The 21,237-nt window shown below is 34.3% G+C and carries 24 protein-coding genes; 14 read left to right on the forward strand and 10 right to left on the reverse strand.

Translation table 11 applies throughout. The annotated features are described in order from the left end of the window. Positions 1-2: 2 nt before the first annotated feature. The 3 genes from FJOH_RS20670 to FJOH_RS20680 form a co-directional block, all read right to left on the reverse strand. Positions 3-221, reverse strand: a complete 219-nt coding sequence (locus FJOH_RS20670; RefSeq protein WP_012025971.1) for a tautomerase family protein — start codon at positions 219-221, stop codon at positions 3-5. A gap of 5 nt (positions 222-226) precedes the next feature. Beyond that, on the reverse strand, positions 227-781 hold the full coding sequence (locus tag FJOH_RS20675; RefSeq protein ID WP_012025972.1) for a YceI family protein: 555 nt from the start codon (positions 779-781) through the stop codon (positions 227-229). A gap of 358 nt (positions 782-1,139) precedes the next feature. Beyond that, positions 1,140-1,742 (reverse strand): Crp/Fnr family transcriptional regulator, encoded by a 603-nt coding sequence (locus FJOH_RS20680; RefSeq protein WP_235023065.1) that lies wholly within the window; start codon positions 1,740-1,742, stop codon positions 1,140-1,142. A 138-nt stretch (positions 1,743-1,880) separates the two neighbouring features. Here FJOH_RS20680 and FJOH_RS20685 point away from each other — a divergent pair, with 138 nt between their 5' ends. The 3 genes from FJOH_RS20685 to FJOH_RS20695 all read left to right on the forward strand — a co-directional run bounded on the left by FJOH_RS20685 (position 1,881) and on the right by FJOH_RS20695 (position 4,746). Continuing rightward, complete coding sequence (locus tag FJOH_RS20685) at positions 1,881-2,282, forward strand: DoxX family protein (protein WP_012025974.1); 402 nt, start codon at positions 1,881-1,883, stop codon at positions 2,280-2,282. 429 nt (positions 2,283-2,711) lie between these two features. Beyond that, positions 2,712-3,590 carry an oxidoreductase gene (locus tag FJOH_RS20690; protein WP_012025975.1) on the forward strand — a complete coding sequence of 293 codons (879 nt, stop codon included), beginning with the start codon at positions 2,712-2,714 and terminating at the stop codon, positions 3,588-3,590. Positions 3,591-3,933: 343 nt separating this feature from the next. Then, positions 3,934-4,746 (forward strand): helix-turn-helix domain-containing protein, encoded by an 813-nt coding sequence (locus tag FJOH_RS20695; protein ID WP_012025976.1) that lies wholly within the window; start codon positions 3,934-3,936, stop codon positions 4,744-4,746. Positions 4,747-5,017: 271 nt separating this feature from the next. Here FJOH_RS20695 and FJOH_RS20700 read toward each other — a convergent pair whose 3' ends face one another. The 7 genes from FJOH_RS20700 to FJOH_RS20730 form a co-directional block, all read right to left on the reverse strand. Further along, the gene (locus FJOH_RS20700) at positions 5,018-5,785 is read right to left on the reverse strand and encodes a LytR/AlgR family response regulator transcription factor (RefSeq protein ID WP_012025977.1); all 768 of its coding nucleotides are present in this window, start codon (positions 5,783-5,785) and stop codon (positions 5,018-5,020) included. After that, positions 5,766-6,782 carry a sensor histidine kinase gene (locus FJOH_RS20705; RefSeq protein WP_012025978.1) on the reverse strand — a complete coding sequence of 339 codons (1,017 nt, stop codon included), beginning with the start codon at positions 6,780-6,782 and terminating at the stop codon, positions 5,766-5,768. The genes FJOH_RS20700 and FJOH_RS20705 overlap by 20 nt, the downstream gene beginning before the upstream one ends. 345 nt (positions 6,783-7,127) lie before the next feature. Beyond that, positions 7,128-7,868, reverse strand: a complete 741-nt coding sequence (locus FJOH_RS20710) for a DUF1223 domain-containing protein (RefSeq protein WP_012025979.1) — start codon at positions 7,866-7,868, stop codon at positions 7,128-7,130. 92 nt (positions 7,869-7,960) lie between these two features. Continuing rightward, positions 7,961-8,371, reverse strand: coding sequence for an organic hydroperoxide resistance protein (locus FJOH_RS20715; protein ID WP_012025980.1), 411 nt, complete (start codon positions 8,369-8,371; stop codon positions 7,961-7,963). An 86-nt stretch (positions 8,372-8,457) separates the two neighbouring features. Continuing rightward, on the reverse strand, positions 8,458-9,459 hold the full coding sequence (locus FJOH_RS20720) for an alpha/beta fold hydrolase (RefSeq protein WP_044048469.1): 1,002 nt from the start codon (positions 9,457-9,459) through the stop codon (positions 8,458-8,460). A gap of 404 nt (positions 9,460-9,863) precedes the next feature. Further along, a complete protein-coding gene (locus FJOH_RS20725) occupies positions 9,864-10,277 on the reverse strand; it encodes a cupin domain-containing protein (RefSeq protein ID WP_012025982.1) in 414 nt (137 codons plus the stop codon). 372 nt (positions 10,278-10,649) lie between these two features. After that, positions 10,650-11,393, reverse strand: coding sequence for an SDR family oxidoreductase (locus FJOH_RS20730; RefSeq protein ID WP_012025983.1), 744 nt, complete (start codon positions 11,391-11,393; stop codon positions 10,650-10,652). A 325-nt stretch (positions 11,394-11,718) separates the two neighbouring features. Here FJOH_RS20730 and kaiC point away from each other — a divergent pair, with 325 nt between their 5' ends. From kaiC to FJOH_RS20785, 11 genes are all read left to right on the forward strand, one after another. Then, positions 11,719-13,398 (forward strand): circadian clock protein KaiC, encoded by a 1,680-nt coding sequence (gene kaiC, locus FJOH_RS20735; RefSeq protein WP_012025984.1) that lies wholly within the window; start codon positions 11,719-11,721, stop codon positions 13,396-13,398. A gap of 1 nt (position 13,399) precedes the next feature. Further along, the gene (locus FJOH_RS20740) at positions 13,400-13,693 is read left to right on the forward strand and encodes a circadian clock KaiB family protein (protein WP_012025985.1); all 294 of its coding nucleotides are present in this window, start codon (positions 13,400-13,402) and stop codon (positions 13,691-13,693) included. A 2-nt stretch (positions 13,694-13,695) separates the two neighbouring features. Next, entirely contained in the window at positions 13,696-13,995 is a 300-nt protein-coding gene (locus FJOH_RS20745; protein WP_012025986.1) for a circadian clock KaiB family protein, read from the forward strand. A gap of 1 nt (position 13,996) precedes the next feature. Beyond that, positions 13,997-15,253 carry a sensor histidine kinase gene (locus tag FJOH_RS20750; protein ID WP_012025987.1) on the forward strand — a complete coding sequence of 419 codons (1,257 nt, stop codon included), beginning with the start codon at positions 13,997-13,999 and terminating at the stop codon, positions 15,251-15,253. Position 15,254: 1 nt separating this feature from the next. Further along, entirely contained in the window at positions 15,255-15,659 is a 405-nt protein-coding gene (locus FJOH_RS20755) for a response regulator (RefSeq protein ID WP_012025988.1), read from the forward strand. A 357-nt stretch (positions 15,660-16,016) separates the two neighbouring features. Continuing rightward, positions 16,017-16,250, forward strand: coding sequence for a hypothetical protein (locus FJOH_RS20760; protein WP_012025989.1), 234 nt, complete (start codon positions 16,017-16,019; stop codon positions 16,248-16,250). 316 nt (positions 16,251-16,566) lie between these two features. Beyond that, positions 16,567-16,962, forward strand: a complete 396-nt coding sequence (tssD, locus tag FJOH_RS20765) for a type VI secretion system tube protein TssD (RefSeq protein WP_012025990.1) — start codon at positions 16,567-16,569, stop codon at positions 16,960-16,962. Positions 16,963-16,989: 27 nt separating this feature from the next. Continuing rightward, positions 16,990-18,798 (forward strand): type VI secretion system Vgr family protein, encoded by a 1,809-nt coding sequence (locus FJOH_RS20770; protein WP_012025991.1) that lies wholly within the window; start codon positions 16,990-16,992, stop codon positions 18,796-18,798. 6 nt (positions 18,799-18,804) lie between these two features. Further along, entirely contained in the window at positions 18,805-19,152 is a 348-nt protein-coding gene (locus FJOH_RS20775) for a hypothetical protein (protein WP_012025992.1), read from the forward strand. Between the two features lie 5 nt (positions 19,153-19,157). After that, positions 19,158-20,543: a hypothetical protein gene (locus FJOH_RS20780; protein ID WP_012025993.1), complete on the forward strand. Its 1,386-nt coding sequence runs from the start codon at positions 19,158-19,160 to the stop codon at positions 20,541-20,543. Continuing rightward, on the forward strand, positions 20,521-21,048 hold the full coding sequence (locus FJOH_RS20785; RefSeq protein WP_012025994.1) for a hypothetical protein: 528 nt from the start codon (positions 20,521-20,523) through the stop codon (positions 21,046-21,048). Before FJOH_RS20780 ends, FJOH_RS20785 begins: the two co-directional genes overlap by 23 nt. Positions 21,049-21,237: the final 189 nt, after the last annotated feature.

A 21,237-nucleotide genomic window follows, 5' to 3' on the forward strand; every position in this document is an offset into this window, starting at 1 on the left:
TGTTATTTTTTATCGGCTGTTATGCCTTTTTCTCTTAATACTGATACTTGTTCTCCTGCATACCCCCAATCGTCCAGTTCTATTTCCTGAATCACAACATGGGTTAAATGCGGATCTTTATTTAATACTTCTGTAATCAGATTGGTAATACCGCTGATTAATTCTTGTTTTTGCCCGCGTGTTACTCCTTCGCGGGTCAATTCGATTTTTACGTAAGGCATGATAATTAGTTTTTAGATTGTCCTGAAAAAACGGCTTCGGCTGTGATATTAAAATCAAGCTCAAAGTCGTTGTAGATTAAAGTGTCTCCCAAATCTTTGAAGAAATTTCCTGAACGAAATTTGATATCGTATTTTGTACGATCTATAATTAATTTCCCTGAAAGTGAAATACTATTACTGATGTTTTTTATTTCAGCTTCAAAACCCACAAGATGTGTAATATCTTTTATGGTCAGGTTTCCTTCCAGGAAATAAACAGTGTTTGATATTTCTTTTACACTTAAAACATCAAAAGAAGCAGTTGGGAATTTTTCGATAGAGAAAAAATCATCTGAAGCCAAATGTCCTGCAAACTGAGCATTTGTTGCCGCATCTGTAACGTCCAGAATTTTGATAGAGGCTGTATCGATAACAATGTTTCCTCCTTTTATTTTTCCATCATTAAAGATGAAATTACCTTTTTTGATACCAATTGTACCATTATGAGCACCGGTAACTTTTCTGCCAGTCCATTCTACGCTGCTGTTTGAGCTTACGATATTAAAATTTATTGTTTCCATTTTTATTGTATTTAAAAGTACAATACAAAGGAACGGCGGTTATAGAAATGGGTTAGGTGATGTAGATCACATTCGTTTTTTTTAGGTTTGAGGTTCTAAGATACTAAGTTGCTAAGGTCCTAAGGTTTTTTATATAGATGTAGAATTAAAACATTATGACACCTAATTTAAACCATTGCCTGCGGTTTCAACCGCAGGGACACAATGTATAGTTTCAATCTAAATTTCCGTAGTTAAAACCACAGGCAATGTTACTATAGTAATCCATAAAACAATCTGCTCAAATCAGCAAAATCTGCGTGAAAACAAATCTGCTTAAAAAAATCATTTTAATCTGTGGAATCTGTGGCTAAAAAAGCTAAGAATTATGAAGCCGGCTTAAAGTTTCTCTGGAAACTCCTAAATAAGAAGCAATTAAATGTTTTGGCACTAAATTGTACAATTGCGGATATAAAGCCAAAAGTTCTTCATAACGCGTTTTTACATTATTATTCATAAATGATAGAAGGCGTTTTTGAGAAGCAATATACCCTTTATTGGTTCTCCAGCGAAAGAAATGTTCTATTTGATGAAATTCTGCACAGAGTTTTTCGCGATCGGCGCTGGATAAACACAGTACTTCGGCATCTGTAATACAATCTACATTTATTTGTGCGGGAGTTTGGTTATAAAGTGCATTATAATCAGATGTCCACCAGGTTGGCATGGCAAACTGAAGAATGTACATTTTGATTTCATCATTTATAAAGAAAGCTTTCAAACACCCTGAAATCACAAAATATTCACAATCGACTTTATCGCCTTCGCTGATAATCGTTTGTCCTTTTTTAAAAGTCAAAGATTTGAAATGCGAAAAGAAATAATCAAATTCTTCTTGAGTAAGCGAAGCTGTTTTAGCGATATGCTCTTGTAAAAGTGTTTTAGCCTGCATTTTAAATGGATTTTTTGATTTGAAAGTCATTTGTAAAGTTATAAAATCAAATGAACTTATCGATTGTCTATTTCGCATTTCAATTTGTCCGTTTCACCAAAATACCAATATGAAATCGACTGCCGTTGACGCAATTTTGTCCTGTTTAACAACTTAAAATTTAAAATCATGAATGCAAAAACAACAAAAATTATTTATTGGACAGGAATTATTTTAACTTCTTTATGGTTTGGTGCCAGCGGATTTTTTGAATTGACAACAAACAAATTAGTTTGGGAAATCACACAACTTTTAGGTTATCCTGCACATTTTATTTACATCCTGGGTGTTATGAAGGTTTCTGGAGTTATCACCTTATTAATTCCTAACAAATTATTACGATTAAAAGAATGGGTATTTGCGGGCGTATTTTTTGACATCATCTTTGCTTTCTTTTCAAAACTGGTTGTCTTAGGTTTCCCCGCAACTGTTGATGCCATTATTGCTTTTGTAATGGTAAGTGTTACTTATATCATGTTTAGAAAATTATACAGCGTAACTTATAAGGCAAGAGTTCTTGAGGAAAATTAAGATGTCTTATTTAATCTCACAATCCCGATAGTTATCCGGGAACAAAGTTTTATTTCACGCAGATTAAGCAGATTGGGCAGATTTTTAAAAATAGCTGCTCACATCTGCTTAAATCTTTTAAATCTGCTTGAAACAAAATACTTTTAACCTGAACTCAAAATTTTGGCTAAAGCCCCTCAAACAGACTTTAAGTAACCTCCAGCTAAAGCTGGAGGCAATTAAAACTAATAATTACTTTATGCACATTAATAATTATTTAAATGCATAAAAAATCTTTTTAATCCTTAAAAAAACCTTTGTCCCTCTGCTCCTTTGCACCTTTGTAACTTAAAAACCTGAGCTTTAAAACAAATTAAATTGAGCTTTTCAACAAAGCAACAACCTTCCTTTTCGACGTAAATTTGTAATGAACTTAAAAACACAATTACAATGAACAAAATATGGTTTATTACAGGAAGCTCTCGAGGATTAGGTCGTAATCTTACTGAGGCAGTTTTAGAAAGCGGTGACAAAGTTGCAGCAACTGCACGAGACATTAATCAGTTAAATGATTTAAAAGAAAAATTTCAGGATCAGATTCTGCCTTTAAAATTGGATGTTACCAATTATGATGAAGTACATCAGGCAGTAGAAAAAGCCGTTGAGCATTTTGGAAGAATCGACGTTTTGGTTAACAATGCAGGATTCGGAATTATTGGTGCAGCAGAGGCTTATACAAGCGAACAGGTTCGCAGTCAGTTAGAAACTAATTTATATGCGCCAATTGAAATTACGCGTGCCGTTCTGCCTTACATGCGTAAACAGAAATCAGGACGTATTTTACAAATCAGCTCTGTTGGCGGACGTGTTGGAAATCCGGGATTAACAATGTATCAGGCAGCAAAATTTGGTCTTGGAGGGTTTACAGAGGCTTTAGGCAAAGAAGTTGCACCACTTGGAATTTTTGTAACCAGTGTTGAGCCAGGCGGTTTCCGTACTGATTGGGCTGGCGCATCAATGACATACGCTGAAGATATTGAAGGTTACGAAGCTGTAAAACAACGTACCGATTTCTTTAAAGCTGGAAATTTTGTTCCGGTTGGTGATCCTGAAAAAGCTGCAAAAGTTATGGTTGATCTCGCCTCACACCCAAATCCGCCTGTGCATCTAGTGCTGGGAAGTGAGGCTATTGGAATCTTGCAAAGCGCTGATCAGGACAGAACTGAAGAAATGGAAAAATGGATGAATGTAAGTTTGTCTACAGATCACGTAGATTCTGAGAGTTTTCTAGATTCTGCGCAAGCTAAATGGTTTAGCGGTAAAAAATAACAATTACAAAATGCAATATCAATGGCAATAACAATGAGATCATTATAACGCATAATTTTTTAAACACATAGAAACATAGCTTTCTTTGTCTATAAAGGCGTTTCACTTGTTTTGAACAAACATAGCTTAATATTTTTTCACGCAGATTTGGCAGATTTATGCAGATTAAATTTAAAAAAAAATCTGCTGAATCTGCTTAAATCATTAAAATCTGCGTGAAATATTTTAAAGACAAAGCTATGTGTGAAAATCTAGATTTTTTAAACATCTTTTATTTAGAATATAATCTATGTTTCTATGTGTTTAAAATATTCTCCAACTTTAATTTTCATAATTTTGTGATATGAACGATTCTAAAATAAATCAGAAAAACTCGCCAATTGCTTATTCCTGTTATTACACACAGAACAGAGAAGGCGAACAGTTTGCTTCACAGCATGTTTTGAGTTTCCAAATTTCGGGAGTACTGACTCTTAATAACGGCAGTAAAGAATATGTTTTTAATCCTGGTGATTTTAGATTCATTAGAAGAAATCAGCTCATAAAATTCATCAAACAACCGGATCCTAATACAGCTTTTCAGTCTATTTCGATTTATCTCAATCAGGAAGCGCTTCGGGATTATTCTATTCAATACAATCAAAAAACGAGTTTAATTAAAAGCCCGGAAACAGAAATGGTTCTTCAGTTAAAAGAAGTGCCGTTATTAAAAAGCTTTATGAATTCGCTGATTCCGTACATAAACGAAGACCAATTAATTACCGAAGAACTTCAGGCTTTAAAAGTAAATGAAGCTATTACGATTTTACTGCAATGCAATCCGGAATTAAAAGATATTCTTTTTGATTTTAACGAACCCGGAAAAATTGATCTGGAAGCGTTTATGAAAAAGAATTTCCATTTTAACGTGCAACTAGATCGTTTTGCGTATTTAACCGGCAGAAGTCTTGCAACTTTTAAAAGGGATTTTCAGCGTATTTTCGATATTTCGCCAAGCCGATGGCTCATTCAGAAAAGATTACAGGAAGCGTATTATCAAATTAAAGAAAAAGGAAAAACACCTTCTGAAGTTTATTTGGAAGTAGGTTTTGAAGATTTATCGCATTTTTCGTTTGCGTTTAAAAAACAGTTTGGAATGCCTCCTTCTAAAGTTTGATTTTTATTTAACCGCAAAGTACGCAAAGGTTTACGCAATCCCGATAGCTATCGGGAGCATTTTTTTTTAATCTCGGAAAGACGCGAAGTCGCAAAGTTTTTTTGCCACAGATTAGATTGATTTCCACAGATTTTTTTAAATCATTTTAATCCTAATAATCTGTGGCAAAAAAAAGATCGTAAAGCTATTATTCATATAGCTTTGCGACCTTTGCGTTTTTATAGAATTGCTGCTTTAAAAAACTTAGCGAGCTTTGCGGTTAAATCCTTACCTATCGATTCTCCAGCCAGCTTAAAAACGCCGTTGCTTTCTCTTTCCCAACTAATAATTTTTCTTCTGTTGGAATGGTCAGTTTTAGAATCAATTTTCTTGAGAAATAATGTTCTGCTTCTCTAATTGCCGAAAAGTTCACCAAATATTGTCTGTTGATTCTGAAAAACTGAATGGGAGATAACAGCTTATGAACCTCATCCAGAGATTGTGTAATTTGATATTCTGTTTTATCAAAAGTTACGATGGTTGGTGTTTCGTTTTTGATGTAGAAAAAAGCAATATTTTCTGTTTGGATGGTTTGGTATTTATTGTTTTTAAAAACCAAAAAACTGCTTTTACCTTTGTTTTCGCCCGTTCTTGTTAAGAGATAATCGAAATCGGGCATCATTTTTTTGTTTCTTTGGAAGAAATTTTTCAGTTCGCCTGCTTTTTTAATGGCCTGCGAAATACTTTCTCTTGAAAAAGGTTTTAATACATAATCGATTCCGTTTGATTTAAAAGCGTCGATTGCATAATCATCAAAAGCGGTGCAGAAAATAACCGGCGATAAAACCTCAACGTTTTTGAAAATTTCAAAACTCAAACCATCCGCCAGCTGAATATCCATAAAAATTAAATCGGGCTGATCGTTTTCTAAAAGATAACTCACAGCACCGTCTATACTTTGAATATACGACAAAATCTGAGCATCGGGTCTGATACTCAAAATAAGCTGACCAAGCGCTTTGTCCGTTTTTACTTCATCTTCAATTATTATGATAGTCATAAATTAGTGGTATTTTAACTTTAAAATGGGTTTCGGTTTTGTCAATTTCAATTTCTTTGTTCACCAAATGAAGGAATCGCTGATTGATATTGTTCAGTCCAACGCCTGTTGACAAAGTGCCTCGTTTCAGCTGGATTGGGTTTTCGATTACCAGAAAATCATTTTCGGTATATAATTTAATTTTCAAAGGTTTATCAAGCGAAACGATATTGTGTTTGATACAATTTTCGATCAATAACTGTAGTGAAAAAGGCGGAATTGCACAATCGTACTGCTGGGCATCAATTTCTTTTATAACTTCAAATCCATCTTCAAAACGGGCTTTGAGCAGATATACATAAGAATCCAGAATCTGCAATTCTTCTTTTAACGGAATCAAATCCATTTTTCGGCTTTCTAGGGTAAATCGATAAAAATCAGATAATTTCAGGATAAAATCAGAACTCTGAGGATCCTGCATATCAACCATCGATTTTAAAGTATTTAGACTGTTAAACAAAAAATGCGGATTGACCTGCTGTTTCAAAAGTTCATACTGCGCTCCAAGATGTACAGCTTTGGTACGCTCCAGTTCTACTCCCATTTGCTGGGTTTGATAATTTTGAAAAAGCAAATGCAGGAACATATAGACAATTAAATTGATTAAAACCCCGCGGAGTTCAAACATAATAGGCGCATCCATTTTTGAAACCTGAAAAAGTTCCTGATGTGCGATTACGAGAATCACCATCAGCAAAATTCCCAGTACAACACTAAGCAAAAGTTTCCAGTTAAACAGACTTTTGTTCGTGCGCTGTGATGAGAATTTAGGTAAGCTGTAAATGTTGTAATACCATATAAAAAGAGAAAACAGCAGTGTAATCGAAGAATTTATAATAAGGTCTCCAGGTGTAGAATCGGCATCAAATAATTTAGGTATCGAAGCCATAACTGCCAGCGCAATAGAACTTCCCCAAATAACTTTGAGCGAAACCTGAAAACGTTTTGCTTTTTCCATAATGATAGTGGTTTTGTTATTCTGTTAATCAAAGATAGGTTTATTTTGAAAAAACTTTTCACGCAGATTTAAAAAGTCAGCCCAGAGTATTGCCATTTCTACGAAGTATTTTTTTTAATCTCGCAAAGCCGCAGAGGCGCAAAGTTTTATTCGCAAACTTTATGGGAAATAGAATCAAAAAAATCTGCAAAATTTGGGTGAAAACACATAGAAACATAGATTAATTTCTTAATAATAAAGAACTAAAAGAAAATCTAGATTTCCATGCATAGGCTATGTGTATTTAAACAAATGAAATGCCTTTTATAGACAAAGAAAAGCTATGTCTCTATGTGTTTAAAAAATTTAAGCTCGTTTTACTTCTAAAATTGCCCCTGAATTCATATCCTGAACAAATCCGATAATCTCAAAATCCTGTGTATTATAATTTTTAGGAAGATGAACCAATGCTGTTCCTTTTTTGGCTTTGTTTAAATCTACAAACTGCAGATTGCGAACAATTTGATAATGTGATAAAACCCTGTGTGCGTTCTCTCCTCTTTTTACATTGCTTTTGGCTTCTTTTTGAACAATCGCAATTAATAAACGACTGTTTTTTGAAGTGCTTTCGACATTATAGTTTACAGAAAGTGAATTCGCATTTTGACTGGCTTCTAAACTTAAATTTGTAGAAACTGGTTTAGAAAGTGCCGATTTAATTCCGTTTCGCAGACTGGTTTCCTGAGAACCAACATAATCTATTTTTCCATTAATAATTACCTGCGGTGTATAGATTGGATCTTTCTCCATGTATTTTGCATAATCGTATTGTCTTTTAGTGAAATCTGCATTGCTGAAAATGTCTTTCCAGCCTTGTTTATCCCAATAGTCAACGTGATAAGAAAGTACGTAAACATTTTTATCTTTTAATTCATTTTGAATTTTCCCTAATAATTCGTCTGCCGGAGGACAGCTCGAACAGCCTTCAGAAGTGTATAATTCTAAAAGGGCAAAACCCTTTTTATCCTGATTGCTTTGGCTGAAAATCGTATTTCCTGTTAAGAAAAACAGCATTGCAAAAGCACTTATTATTTTTATCTTTTTCATGATTTTTGAAATTATGAATTATAAGCTATGAATTATGAGTAAAATTTAAGTTTCAAAAAAATCATAACTCATAATTCATAACTTATAACTCTTTAAAGAATATTAATCTCAACGTTTATATTTCCTCTTGTCGCTTTTGAGTACGGACAAGTATGATGTGCCTGAGAAGCTAAAGTTTCGGCAGTTTCAAGGTCAATTCCCGGAAGGCTGATGTTTAAACGAGCCTGCAGCGAATATTCTCCATCTGTTACACATAAATCTACTTCTGCATCTACTGCAGTTTCTGCTGGAAGTCTTACGCCTAATTTAGAAGCCGCAATTCCTAAGGCTCCAATAAAACAAGCCGACCATCCTGCTGCAAATAACTGTTCCGGATTTGTTCCCGGACGTGACAATCCCGGTGCACTTAATTTGATATTCAATTGTTCGTCTGAACTTTGAGAAGCCCCTTCTCTACCACCTGTTGTATGTGTTTTTCCTGTGTATAATACTTTTGTGCTCATAATAATTTTAGATTTTAGATTTTAGATTGTTGATTTTAGATTATTTTAATTGATTTTTGAAATTGTCATTGACATTGAATTGATATTTATTTCATCCCATCTACTTCAATAATTGCTTGTGCAAAAGATTTTGGATCTTCTTGTGGCACATTGTGTCCTATTCCTTTTAGGATTCTGTGAGCATATTTTCCTGTGAATTTATTAGCATAGGCTTTTCCATCTGCGAAAGCACCGTCAAAATCACTTCCTATTGTAATGGTTGGTACTTTAATTTCTGGTCTTGCTGCAAGACGTTTTTCTAAAGCATCATATTTAGATTCTCCTGCTTCCAGAGATTGTCTCCATCTGTAATTGTGAATTACGATTGCTACGTGATCCGAATTGTTAAATGACTGTGCTGTTTGGTCGTAAGTCGCTTTGTCAAAATTCCATAATGGAGAAGCAATCTGCCAGATTTGTTTGTTGAATTCGTAAGTATTTTGGCTGTAGCCTAGTTTACCTCTTTCGGTTGCAAAATAATATTGGTACCACCATCCAAGTTCTGCTTTTGGAGGCAATGGTTTTAAATTAGCTTCTAAATTCACTACTAAATATCCACTTACCGAAACCAAACCTTTTATGCGTTCCGGCCAAAGTGCTGCCATAACAACTGCTGTTCTAGCTCCCCAATCGAATCCTCCAACTACGGCTTTGTCGATTTTTAAAGCATCCATAAAAGCAATAATATCCGTTGCTAATGCTGCCTGCTGTCCGTTTCTGAAAGTATCTTTAGAAAGGAAGGTTGTTGTTCCTGAACCTCTTAAATAAGGTGTAAATACATGATAACCTTTTGAAACTAAAATTGGCACTACTTCATTGTAGCTGTGAATGTCATAAGGCCAGCCGTGAAGTAAGATTACCGGAGTTCCGTTAGATGGGCCGGCTTCGGTATATCCTACATTTAATAATCCGGCATTGATTTGTTTTAAAGTTCCTAGTGAACCATCTTGTTTTTCTGTTTGTGCAATTGCAGATGCGTTTACTAAAAGAAAGGCGATTAAAAGAACTGCGTTTGTAATACTGTTTTTGATTTTTGCTATCGTTTTCATAATTATTTTTTTTATTAGTTGATTATCAGCTAATTTCTTCATCAAAGGTATCTTGGCAATCCTCGTTTTAAAAGGAGAAAAAAGTCGAAGTGGACAAAGTAAAAGGTGAAATGGACAGTTGTTTGGTTATGAGTTTTGAATTATGAGTTTTCAAATCCTCATATTTTAACCGTAATACTCTAACTGCAATGTTTTTTTAGCCACAGATTATGAGGATTAAAATGATTTTTTCACGCAGATTCTGCAGATTGGGCAGATCGGATTAAAATTATTTGCAATGAATTCAGCAAAAATAATCTGCTAAATCTGCAGAATCTGCGAGAGAAAAAAAACTTTGCTCCCGATAGCTATCGGGATTGCGGTTAAACCTATTCGCATTTCAACTTGAAACCTGAAACCTAAAACTACTTTTTCATAACCAAAACCGGTTTTCCTTTTTCTACTATATATGTTGCCAGTTCTGATGCTTTTAAGTTCGTATTATTTTTAGCTGAGTGAATTACTCCAGCCGGAATAAAAAGTACTTCTCCTGCTTTTAAGGTTATGGGCGCCTGGCCTTCCACTTCATATTCAAGTGAACCTTCTAATACGTAAATGATTTCTTCTCCCGGATGTGAATGTTTTCCGAAAGCGGTATGTACGTCAAAATCAATTTTGGCCTGAACGGTTTCTCTTCCCGGAATGCTTAAATTGTGTTTTTGTAAATCAGTGCGTTTTATTCCGGTTTGTGCTGCGATTTGATTCGGGATTAAAAAAGCGATTATTCCTAAAATGATAATGGCGATTATTACCCATGTTTTTTGTTTTTTAGTTTCCATAACTTTTGATTTAAATTATTTTGTTGTTGTTAATTTCTGTTTCAAAAGTAGAACGGTAACCCTTCTTACGAAATGAGAAAACAGTCCAAACGGACGAACTTTAGGCTGAAATGGACAGTCTTGAAGTTAGGAGTTTTGAATTATGAATTATGAATTATGAGTTATGAGTTTGAAATGAGAATAACTTAACCGCAATCCCGATAGCTATCGGGAGCAAAGTTTTTTTTTGGCTTGTAAGGCTTTATAAAAGCGCAAAGATCGCAAAGCTATCTGTGTAATAACTTTGCGACCTTTGCGTAAACCTTAGCGCGCTTTGCGGTTAAATCTCAATTCACAATTAATAATTCACAATTAATAATTCACAATTCACCATTAAGCTAACACCATTCCGCCGTCCATAATAAAATCTGCTCCGGTAATGAATTTTGCTGCATCACTGCTTACATAAGAAACCATTTTGGCAACGTCTTCGGCTTTACCCATTTGTTTTAACGGCACTTTTTCTACCACCATATCCATAATACCATTTACAGTGGCTTCGTCTAAACCTACTTTCTTCATAACCTCCGTTTGAGTTGGTCCCGGACTAACAGAATTCACTCTGATTTTTCTAGGCGCTAATTCTAAAGCAGCTGATTTCATAACTGAATTCAAAGCAGTCTTACTTGCAGAATAAACCGAAGATTCCGGTCCTGGCATACTGGCAGTATTTGAAGAAAGAAAAACAACCGAAGCACCATCATTTAAAATCGGAATAAATCGGCTTAATGTGAAATAAGCACCTTTAAAATTCACATTCATAATACTATCGAATTGTTCTTCTGATGCTTGTTCGATATTACCTAATCCGGCAATTCCAGCATTGATGAAAAGAATATCTACTTTACCAAAATCCTGTTTAACTTTTAAAGCCAGACTTTCAATATCAGAAATACTCGATTGATCTGCTGTTATTGCCGTAACGCCTAATTCCAGTGCTGCTTTTTCGATTGCTTCTTTTCTTCTTCCGGTAATAATAACTTGCGCTCCCTCTTCTTTTAACAGTTTTGCTGTAGAATATCCTATACCGCTGTTTCCACCTGTTATTACGGCTGTTTTATCTTTTAAATTGTCCATTTTTATATGTTTTAAATTAACGGGACAAAGTTAAATTGCAAAAGCTATTGCTTTTTTAACGGTATCATTGAGTATACTGGAAAGTCGATTTTAACATTTAAATATTGTCAAAAATCAATTTCAGGCAAAACAGAAAAATTAGTGTTAAATATTTAGAACAATTTTGCAATTATTTGGTTAAAATTCTCCGATATATTGATATTTTTAGTCGTTTTTTCTTAATTTACTTTTAAAACTTCATTAAACAGCTGTTAAATCTTAGTCAGAATTCATTGTAAATACTGTAAGAAAACGTATATTTGAGATAATACTGAATTTTATTATCGTGCAGGAAAAAACAAAATCACATCATTTTATATTCCCAAAGACTCCTACGGGCGTTGACGGACTAGACGAGATTACAGAAGGTGGTTTCCCAAAAGGGCGCCCTACTTTAATCTGCGGTGGTGCCGGCTGTGGAAAAACACTAATGTCAATGCAGTTCCTTATTAAAGGAATTACAGATCATAATGAAAACGGAGTTTTCATGTCCTTTGAAGAACCTTCAGATGATCTTACTTTAAATGTAAAATCTCTTGGTTTTGACCTTGAGCAGCTTAAAAAAGATAAAAAGCTTGTAGTAGATCATGTTCGCGTAGAAAGATCAGAAATTGAAGAAGCGGGAGAATACGATCTTGACGGCTTATTTATACGATTAGGTCATGCGATCGATTCTATAAAAGCAACCCGTGTTGTTCTGGATACCATCGAATCTTTATTTGCAGGTCTTGACAATCAGGCAATACTGAGAGCCGAATTACGAAGATTATTTCATTGGCTTAAAACAAAAGGCGTTACAGCGGTTATTACAGGCGAACGCGGCGAAGCAACCTTAACCCGTCAGGGATTAGAAGAATACGTTTCTGACTGTGTTATTGTTCTCGATCATCGTGTTATAGAGCAGGTTTCGACCAGAAGACTCCGCATTGTAAAATACAGAGGTTCTACACACGGAACAAACGAATATCCGTTTTTAATTGATGAAGAAGGTATTTCGGTACTTCCTATTACATCATTAAAACTCGATAACGAAGTTTCATCTGATATTATTTCTACAGGAGTTCCCGGATTAAACGAAATGTTTAACAGCGGCGGATTCTATCGCGGAAGCAACATTTTAATATCTGGAACTGCCGGAACAGCAAAAACTACCGTTGCCTGCTATTTTGCCAACGAACAATGCGAAAAGAACGAAAAAACGATTTATTTCGCTTTCGAAGAATCACCGCATCAATTGGTTCGCAACATGAAATCAATTGGTATTGATCTCGATAAACACATCAAAAAAGGCATTTTGCAAATACACTCTTCACGTCCGTCGTTAAACGGTCTTGAACTGCATTTGCTTACCCTTCGCAAAATGATAAAAGAATTTGCACCAACCACTATTATTATTGATCCTATTAGTAACCTTATTTCGGTAGGAAGCGAACACGAAGTTCGTTCTATGCTCGTAAGGTTGATTGATATGCTAAAAGCCAATAATATTACGGCGATGTTTACGTCTTTAAACAAACAAACGGACAATTTCAGACCAGATTTGGCCGAAGAATCTGTATCGTCACTAGTCGATACCTGGATTACCGTTCGTGATATGGAAGGCGTTGGCGAAAGAAACCGCGGCATTTTTATTATCAAAGCCAGAGGAATGGGACATTCTAACCAGGTCAGAGAATTTGTGATCACTAATAAAGGAATTGAATTATTGGATGTAGAATTAGGTCCACAGGGAATCCTAACCGGAGCAGCCAGAAAATCACATCAGTTTAAGAAAACCATTTCTGATATTAAGCTGCAAAATGAAATCAGCCGAAAAGACAGAGAGATTGAACGCAAACGCAAAGTTCTTGAAGCCAATATTGAAGCGTTGAGAACCGAATTTGAATCGGCAGAAGAAGAACTGAGTATCCTTAAAGCAACAGAAGAATTGCAGGAAAAACTGTCTTCTAAGAAAAAAGAAAATTAAAATGAAAAAAGAAGTAGCCGAATGGCAATTATTGCTCTATATAGCAGGCCAAACGCCAAAATCGATCAAGGCGCTTGAAAACATAAAAAAGTACGCCGAAGAACATTTAAAAGGAAAATACAGCATCGAGATTATCGATTTGCTGAAGAATCCGCAATTGGCAGAAGGCGATCAAATTTTGGCTGTACCAACTTTGGTGAGAAAATTTCCTGAGCCAATACGTAAAATCATTGGTGACCTTTCTAATGAAGAAAGAGTTCTTGTAGGTCTTAATATTAAACCTATAAACACCTAATTATGGAAGATTCATCTGATGGCACAAGTACAACCAAACACAAATTCATGCTTTTTGTTTCAGGTATGTCTGTTAAATCAGGACATGCAATCGAGAATTTACGCAAAATATGCGACACTTATCTAAACAATAATTATGAATTAGAAATAATAGATATAAGCCGTGATAAGGAACAAGCCGTAATTCATCAAATTGTGGCAATCCCAACATTAATCAAAGTTTATCCAGAACCCAAAAGAATCATACTGGGAGATCTGTCAGATAAAGAAAAGGTTTTATATATACTAAATATAGGCGCATAGTTTGAAGAGCAAAGAAATAAATATAGAATCATTACTCGCAGAAATAGAATCATTAAAGGAAGAACTTTATGAATCTAACAGCATCGTCAATGCCATAAAACAAGGAGATGTAGATGCTTTGGTAGTGAATAACAATGGAGTTCCTGAACTTTATTCTCTGGAAACGGCAGATTATACGTACCGTCTTCTTATAGAAAAGTTCCGGCAGGGTGCGCTTAGTATTTCGCGCAACGGACTCATATTGTATTGCAACGACTATTTTTCAGAACTGGTCGGCATTCCTTCAGAGCAGATTATAGGGACGTATTTAAACGAATATTTTGATAATCCCACGCAGTTTGTACAGATTATTCAGGCGCTTCGATACGGAATCGCCACACACGAAATCTTTTTTAAATCCAATAACGAAAAAAAAACTTTTCCGGCTTATATCGCCTTAACCGATCTCGAACCCTCCGTAGAAGCCATTGGAATCGTAATTACAGATTTAACCGAAAAGAAAAAACACGAAGAAGCTTTAATTCGTCATCAAGAAGAATTAGAAGAAAAAATCAAAGAGTTAAACCGAATCAACACCAATCTCGAAGAGTTTATTCACGTAATCTCGCACGATTTAAAAGAACCGCTCCGAAAAATTGTAATGCACAATGACAGAATCGACGGAAGTTATCTTTCTGAAACCGATGCCAAATCAATGAACGTTCTAAAATCATCGGCCTTGCGATTGAATTCACTGGTTGATGATTTGGTGCAGTATTCGTCGCACACCGCGCAGGAAGAACGAACCGAAATTAATCTCGCTTCGATAATTGCCGAAGTCATCGAAGATCTCGAAATTATAATTACCGATAAAAAAGCCGAAATTCAAATAGGAAAACTTCCCGCCATAAAAGCCTCTAAAGTTCAAATCCGCCAGCTTTTTGGCAACCTCATTACCAACGCCATAAAATACAGCAAAGAAGCCGTTGCGCCGTTTATAGAAATTTACCAGGCCGAAAATTTAAATGTTGAAATGCCAAATCAAAATGCTAAATTTGTAAAGATTCAAATAAAAGACAACGGAATTGGCATGGAGTCGAGCCATCTTCTTAAAATCTTTACCATTTTTCAGCGCCTTCACGCCCGAAACGAATATTCAGGAAACGGAATTGGCCTTGCAATTTGTAAAAAAATTATGGAAAACCACTCCGGAAACATAACCGTCGAAAGCACGCTCAACGAAGGCACAACATTTAATCTTTACTTTCCAATTGTATAAAATGCCACAAAAAAACAACCTGCATATCATAATCGCAGAAGATGACTTTGATGACGCTGACGTTATCTGCGAAACCTTCAACCAAAACCCCAATTTTGGCAAAGTAAGCCTTGTAGCCAATGGTGAAGAACTGCTCAATTACCTAAAAAACGCATCAAACGAAAGCCCAGACGTAATCCTGACCGACATTAACATGCCTATTGTCGATGGCATAGAAGCCTTACAACAAATTTTAAACAACTCAGACTTAAAAAACATTCCCTGTTTTGTATATTCTACAAGTATAAATCCCTCATACAAAGAAAAATGCGACGATCTGGGCGTAAAAGCCTATCTTATAAAACCTTATTCTTTTGAGGCTTTTGCCGAAATTCCAAAAACCATTTTGAGTATTATACAAGCCTAGGTTTTCATTTCCATTTCATATCTTCGTATTTGATTTTTAAGGAGCTGATTCCTGCTTTTCACTATATCTTTTGTGGTGAACCCCACCACAAAAGGATGTCGTTACAATCAGGGCTAGCACTCATTTTCATAAGAGAATTTTCTGGAAATTTGATTTAAAGACAAAAACTTAAAAGAAATATTTTTCTTACAATTAAAAACATTTTTGATATCTTTACAGTCCTAATAGTTAAGATATGATATCAGAAAAAAAGTTTGCCCGTGTGGTATGGTGGCGGTATTGGAAACAACTGCAACGCTCTCTTAACAGCGTAGGACACCTAAGTCACGCGGGTTTCATTTCCATAAAGTTAAGATTATGAGTACCAAAACCCTTTCTAAAGAAACCGAAATCAGGCTTACCAATTTCTTTAATCAAACCGTAACGCCAGAACAAATGGCAAAAGCTTTAAGGCAGGTAAATTTTGTTCTTTCGTTAAGTTTAATAAGAGAAAACGAAACCCTGCATCAAGAAATACCCAAACTCGAAAACAGCTTTTACTGGCTCAATGAACTAGCCGAAATTTTAAATCCTTATCTGGATGTAGAATAAAATTATACTGCATTTCAAATTAAAACCCTTGATCTTAAAAAGATTGAGGGTTTTGTTTTTTTGTCAAAAACCGTCTTTTTGATTAAATCTTCCCAAAGCTGAAAACTAAAAAAAAGCTTATTCTGATACTTTTATGCCGTTTAGGGGTATATTTTGTAATTCACTTCCCTATAATTTTATAGCCAATACTGCATAACAAATTCTTCGAATACCTATTTCGTAGAAAATCCAACTACAAATATTACGAAATATTCTAATTCTTTTCTTCAAAAGAATCTGGAATAACAATCTATTGTATCAAATCAAAAAATAAATAATGAGCTTTTTAGCAAAACTACAAATTGACGGAGAAGAATTTAATGTGCTTGATTTTAATATAAAATTCTGGCAGAAAATTGACGGATTAAATAAACCCGTTGGAAACGCCAAAGGAGGCACAATAAAAATAAGTATCGAGGCCAGCCAAAGCACCAGTTTTTTATCCTGGATGTTAAGCGGTGATTTAACCAAAAACGGCAAAATTATTTTTTTTAGAAGAGATGCCATGAGCAAAATGAGGGAATTAACTTTTGATAAAGCCTACTGCATTTCTTATAACGAAGAATTTAAAAGTACAACCCAAACCCCAATGCTTATTTCAATGGAATTAACGGCTAAGCAACTGGTTTTTGGAGATGCCGACTTTTCTAAAAAATGGATTTCACTTAACTAAATCAAACTTATTTTTATACACCAAACCATGTCACATTTTTCAGAACAAGTACAAATTACGATAGAAGGTTTTTCTCAAAATGTTATTTATTACAATCTTCAACTGTCTCAAAAAATGGCCGATCATCACCATTTTTCTTTCTTTTGGCAGTATACCGGAAAACCTATTATAGAACCTCAGGATCAAGAAAAAGCATTTAGTAATTATATAGGCAGTGAAGTAATTTTTACCTTCAAAGTAAATGGCATCAGGCTCATGTCTAAAGGAAGAATTACAAAATTAGGTTCTCTAGACGAAGACGGAAGCCCGGCCGGACTTCAGGTTTCGGGAATCAGTCATACCATTACGCTTGACGACATGCCAAAATCCCGAATATTCCTTGAAAAAAATCTACAGCAAATTGGACTCGAAATTTTTGCCGAAGAAAGTTCTGGAGAATTCTATCAGCGCGAATCTATTGTTCCTACTTATACAAAAGAATTTAAATTTAAAACCCAGTATAACGAAACCAATTTTGATTTCCTTAAGCGTCTTTCTCAACGTTATGCGCAATGGTTTTATTTTGACGGAATGCGCATGCAGTTCGGAAAAATTAAAAATACCAACATCAGGCTTATAAACGAATCCTCGCTTCATAACTTTAGTATCGAAGCCAATTTGGTTTCGCAAAAAACTTCATTCAGCGGTTACGATTATACTACTGCGTCTAATTTAAAAAACGGTGCCGAAAAAACTTCACAAGGAAGCAGGGACAGGTTTGCTTCTATTGCCAATTTTAAACAACCTTATATTGTTCGTCCGGGATTAGAAAACGGTGCTTATACCAACAATGCCCAAAACAAACAAGATATTGAAGAAATGGTAAAAATGCAGACAGCCGGGCACGATGCCAACAGCATATTTTACAGCGGTACCTCCTACCTGCCTATAGGTTTAGGCCAGACTTTTACCATAGAAAACAAAACCGTAGAACATCATTTACTGGCAATTGAAATTGTACACCGCTCTGAAGTAAACGGAAATTACACCTGCGAATTCAAAGCCATTCCTGCCGATGTTGCCGCGCCGCATTATACTAATGTAAATGCATTTGCTGCTGCCGAAAGTCAGTCGGCTAAAGTAATTGATAACAATGACCCCGAAAAACTCGGACGTGTAAAAGTACAGTACAATTGGTATACTTATGCTTCTAAAAGCGAATGGATGCGTGTTGCACAATCGTACGGAGGTTCAGGAAAAGGAAATTATTTCAAACCCGAAATTGGCGAAGAAGTTCAGGTAAGTTTTGAAGGCAGTAATACCGACTGTCCGTACGTATCTGCCTGTTTCTATAACGGAATGGAAAAACCAGATTTTTTTGATCCCAAAAATTTAATTAAAGGTTTAAAAATGAGATTTGGGCAAATGCTCAAATTCGTCGAAAAAGCAGGAATCTGGCTTTCTGACCCTAGCGGAAATGAAATTCATCTAGACGAAGAGAACAAAAACATAAATGCCACAACGCCGGAAACTTTTACCATTAGAGCTAAAAATATTGTTTTTGAGGCAACGGAAAGTATTACGGTAAAAGCGGGAACTAATATTCTCGAAACTGCGGGCATAAACAAAACTTTACAGGTTGGAGGGATTTTAGATACGAGTGTTGGAGGTAATAAAATCTTAAATGTTATAGGAGATTACAATGCTAATGTTGAAGGAGATCATAACTCTGATATTAAAAAAGATTATAATACTGCCAGTAATGGAACAATAACTTCCAGTAGTGAAGAATCTTACGAAATACATTCAAAAAAGAATATTAAAAATAACAGCAGTGAAAATACTACCCAAAATTAATTTGTTATGATAAAAACAGTTGGCGGAGTAGACTTAACACTTAAACCTGACGGAAGTGTTTGGATTTATCGTAATACAAAAAATAAAGCGTCTTTTATGGTAAACGATAATGGAGAAGTTAGTTATGACGATCCTTTTGGTAATTACATGACAAGTTCACCTCAGCAGATTAGAATTAATTTTGAACATTTTGTATTAAAAAACTATGGAGACGAAATAAGAAGATCAGACGGAACAAGAATGTTAATGATGCCTAAAAAAGATATTCAGGAAATCGCCAATAAAACTTTTTATGCAGATGATCAGTTTCATGTTATCGACTTTTTAACTTTTATCATAACCGAAGAAAAATAAATACTATGTCATTTAATTTAAGAGTAAAAGGAAATATTACAACCAAAGTAGGCGGTACGACAAGAATGTATGCCAAAGAAGGAGTTGAAATAAATTCAAAAGGAAGCATTAATTATTATGCTCCAGAATACAGTTATGGCGAACCAGAAGATCCGCCAATAAAAATAATAGAAGGAGCTGTTAAAGAAATTGAGCTTTTAACAGCTTTAGATCAGGGATCTGATAATGCTAAATCAGATAAATCTCAGCCCGGAATGATTTTTGGCAATACCTATCATTTCAAAGTGAAAAGTTATATAAAAAATCCTCCCGTAAATCTGTCAGAGATTAAATGGATGCTAAAATATCACAGCCTTTCTCAAAACAAGTGGCTCGAAATACCTCTTTCTGCAAAAGGAGATTCTGTAAAAATCACACTGAATGACGAAGATATGTGTGGACGCTATATTTATGTTCGTGCCTATGTAAGTAATCCAGAAACTGAAGCTGAATATAAAGAATGGATGCATAATCGCTTTAGATGGTTTAATAGATTAAAAATACATCAGCAAATAAAAGATCGCGTTAAAGATCCTTGGAAAATAAGCCAAGAATATAGTTCACTTTGTGGAATGGCAGCTTTGTTCTATATCATGATAAAACGTGATCCAAAAGCTTATGAAAAGTTGGCAAAGCAATTGTTTAGAACAGGACAATACAAAATAGATACTTATATTATAAAGCCTCATGAAAAAGCTTTAAGCATGTATGAAACCAAAACTACAGATGCTAATTACAAATCTATGGGAATGCAGGAAATTGACTGGATAGTATTGGCAACCACCCGAAGCGGAGAAAGCTTAAATGATCAGTTTGTTTATAACGGTTTTGAAAATAGTGATATGGATATGATAAAAGCTGTTAACTGGCCTGATATGCTTACTAGAATGTGCAAAGAAGTAGCAGGCTATGCAAATGCAGAATCATTTGGGTTAAATTTATTATCTATTAAGGATAAAAAAGGAATTGGAGCAAAAGCTCATGATTATGTTTCTAATTCTGATTTATTAGAACTTCAAACAATTAATAAAAAATACAATGCAGGACATACTATTTTAATGATGATAGATTCTGATATGATTGAAGATGTTTCAAGTTACAATCCTAAAAATCTAACTACAAATTCGCATTGGGTTGTTTATGAAGGAGGATTAAACTTTCTAGAAGTAGGCGACAATAAATTTGTACATTTTAATATTTATACTTGGGGATTGGATTTTAAAAATGATTATCTCCCACAGTCAAGGGACAAAAAAGAAGTTCCTTCAAAATATAATTTTCTATACTCTCCTTACAGTATTGATGTCGAATCATTTAAATCTAATTATTATGGATACATTGAAGTTTATTAGTATTCTATTTATAAGTTTTTTATTTATTAGATGTAATAATAATGAATATTACGATGATAATAATGCTTTTCATTCTATTTATCTTCTGGAATGGAACTCTTCAATATGTCCAAAAAAAATAATTTTTAAAAAATATAATAAAAATTCCAATTTTAAAACTTTGATCGAAACGAATACAGATTTTGAAATTCAATGTTATACTCAATATGATAAATTTAATAACAAAATCACAACTCCTAATTCTACTAAACTCAGAGAATTTATTCCCAATTTTAAGAATAATGATAAAATTAATTATGATGTAAAACTCATTATTGATGATAGTCTTGAATACAAGATAACAAACATTGAAAATATTAAAGATACGATTGTTAAAACTTTTACATTAGCTCGTAAATATTTTATTTCTAACACAATAAAATCAATCATGGTAAATGGCCATAAAGTGAATAATGATTCTAGAAGTTTGGAAATTCCTTCATCGTTAGGAAGAAAAATAAAATGAACTATTTTAATCAATTATTTATACAAAACATTATGATTACATTGAGGTATTTTAGTTTAATATTAATTTTTCAATTACTAATAAGTTGTAATGAATACATTGATATCGATTATTCATTACAAGGGATTTATTTAAAAGAATGGAAATGATTTTATATTAACTAATGCTGGAAAAGACAGTAGATATGGA

This window comes from Flavobacterium johnsoniae UW101 (assembly GCF_000016645.1).
In the GTDB taxonomy this organism is placed as follows: Bacteria; Bacteroidota; Bacteroidia; order Flavobacteriales; family Flavobacteriaceae; genus Flavobacterium; species Flavobacterium johnsoniae.